The sequence below is a fragment of the uncultured Mycobacterium sp. genome (assembly GCF_964249325.1).
Lineage (GTDB): Bacteria > Actinomycetota > Actinomycetes > Mycobacteriales > Mycobacteriaceae > Mycobacterium.
The window spans coordinates 1-2,086 of sequence record NZ_CAXUCH010000412.1 but is presented as its reverse complement, the minus strand read 5'-3'; the positions used below and the strand labels follow the sequence as shown (position 1 = coordinate 2,086).

3 protein-coding genes are annotated in these 2,086 nt (G+C 64.5%); all 3 read right to left on the bottom strand.

Going from position 1 to position 2,086, the window contains the following annotated elements:
• Positions 1-203 precede the first annotated feature (203 nt).
• A complete protein-coding gene (locus ACFE99_RS25265) occupies positions 204-1,058 on the bottom strand; it encodes a family 16 glycosylhydrolase (RefSeq protein ID WP_375489645.1) in 855 nt (284 codons plus the stop codon).
• Between the two features lie 93 nt (positions 1,059-1,151).
• Positions 1,152-1,535, bottom strand: coding sequence for a hypothetical protein (locus tag ACFE99_RS25260; protein WP_375489643.1), 384 nt, complete (start codon positions 1,533-1,535; stop codon positions 1,152-1,154).
• A gap of 203 nt (positions 1,536-1,738) precedes the next feature.
• A partial coding sequence (locus ACFE99_RS25255) for a hypothetical protein (RefSeq protein ID WP_375489641.1) occupies positions 1,739-2,086 on the bottom strand: 348 nt, incomplete at its 5' end.

Below are 2,086 nucleotides of genomic sequence, written 5' to 3'. Positions count from 1 at the left end.
GTCATCAACAACATGCTGCGACGATCCATCTCAGATACCACCAATCGGAACAGGCTGGGAAACAGACAGGGCGCAAATCGCTGTAGGCTCAACGTTCGCAGACGGCGCTCGAATGAAACCATGCGAAGCAGCGGGCGCGCAACGCAATCCGACGATGCCGCTGGCCCGCACGTCGTCGAGGTCGCTGAAAAGCCCGCCTGCGTTCACCAGACACGCACCCAGTCGATGAGCATGTCCGCCGGATAGGTACCTGGCCGCGGATCGCCGCCACCGGAACCGGCAACCGCCAGGTTCAACACCGGAAATGCCTGGTAGCCAGGGTCGTTGAACGGCCAATCCGCGATGGAGTTCGCCGGAACCGTGAAGTACGGCTGGGCGCCGTCAACATAGTCCTGCCAGAAGCGGATACCGGCGTCGTCCCACTGGCATCGCCAGGTGTGCCAGCCGCTGTCCACCGCGATGTTGTGAGTCGCCCATTCCGAGCCGTTCGCTTTCGTATGGACGGTGGTCGCCGAAGGCCAGCTGCCGTTGCCATACCACTCGAGGATGTCGATTTCGCCACGATCGTCGTTGCCCAACCAGAAGGCGGGCCAGCAACCGGCGGTCAGACAGTTGAGTTTTATCCGGGCTTCCCAGGTGTGGCCGATGCCACCCCGCCATGGGCTCTGGACTTTGCCGCCGTAGTAGGTCGGGCCGTCTTTTGCAGCGCGCAGGACGAGATTTGATTTGCCGTCGAGGAAAACGTTTCGGCGATCGTCGCGGTATTGCCCGACATTCTCCGGTCTTTCCCAAAACGTCGGGTCCTTCATTGGCTCCCGGGCCCGCGCCACGGTCCACTTCGACGGATCGGGGGCTGAGCCGGCCGGGCCGTCGAATTCGTCGTGGAAAAGGTAGTTTCCGGTGGCCGTGTTACCGGGCGGCGCAGCCGGCGGCGGCACCCGATCCGCCGGCGCGTCTCGTCCGGACACCAATGCCTCAGCTGACGGAACGGGCACCGCAGCAGCCAGCACGCCGATCCCCGTCATCAGCATCAGACGGCGACGATTCAACTCAGCCACAGCTCGAATGAAACCATGTTCTGCAGGAAGCGCGCAGCAGGACCCGGCGCCGCGCCGCCTCTTGAGCGAAATCCAGCCGGTGGCCGGCGACCGCTATGCCGTCTCTTCCGGCCCGTCGAGGACGCTGACCGCGATGCCGTACGGCAGGAACCGGACCTTACGCGCCGGGTCAGTATTGCTTTTGTTTGCGCGCAGGGCATGGAGTTCGGTCGCATACACCTCTTCGATGTGGGCGCCGCCGTCGTCTCCTACGGTGTAGATCACCCACACGCCGTCGCCGGTCTCACCGGTGGTTTCCGGCTCAGGGCGCGAGCGTCGCCCCACGTCGTCGAAAAACGCAGACCATCCCGCCCGCTCGCCAGGAGTGGTGATAAACCTGCCAACCCGCTCGAGGACGTCGCGCAGGCCCTCGCTCGCTTCGCGGATCACTCGATCGAAGTCCTCGGGATCGAATCCGAACGCACCGTAGTCGCTCATCACATCCTCCTGGCTCGCGCCGGTCACAACTCAGGGTGCGCGCCGGACGGATGTTTCGCCACGTACCGCCGGTTTTGCTATTGACGGCCATGTCAGCAGGGAACGCACACGATGGCCTCTGATCACTGGGTCGGTTCCTGACGCGTCAGCGTCGCAGGTTTGGTGGCTGACCGGCGCGGGAAGCCCCGCTGTTGGGTGGCTGTCTAACAAAGGAGTTCGACATGGCTACCAGCACCATTGTTGGGATCGTCATCGCCGTCGTTGCGGCACTGCTGATCATCGCTGTCCTCGCCTGGGCTGTGCGCAGGCGAGGCGAACATCGCCGACGAGTTCAGGCGGAACAGATCCGCGAGCGAGTCGACCAGGAGTCGGTGCACGTACAGCGTCGTGAAGCATTTGCCGACGAGACCGCCGCGAAGGCACGCGCCGCGCAGGCCGAAGCCGACGCCAAGGCCGCTGAAGCGGCGCGGCTGCAACAGCGCGCGGAAGCTCATCGCTCGAATGCGGCCGGTGCGCGCGAGCAACTCGATGAGCAGCGCGCGCATGCCGAC

Excerpts from the sequence above, each read along its gene's own strand:
- ACFE99_RS25260 (WP_375489643.1), bottom strand. The coding sequence starts at position 1,535 with ATGAGCGACTACGGTGCGTTCGGATTCGATCCCGAGGACTTCGATCGA.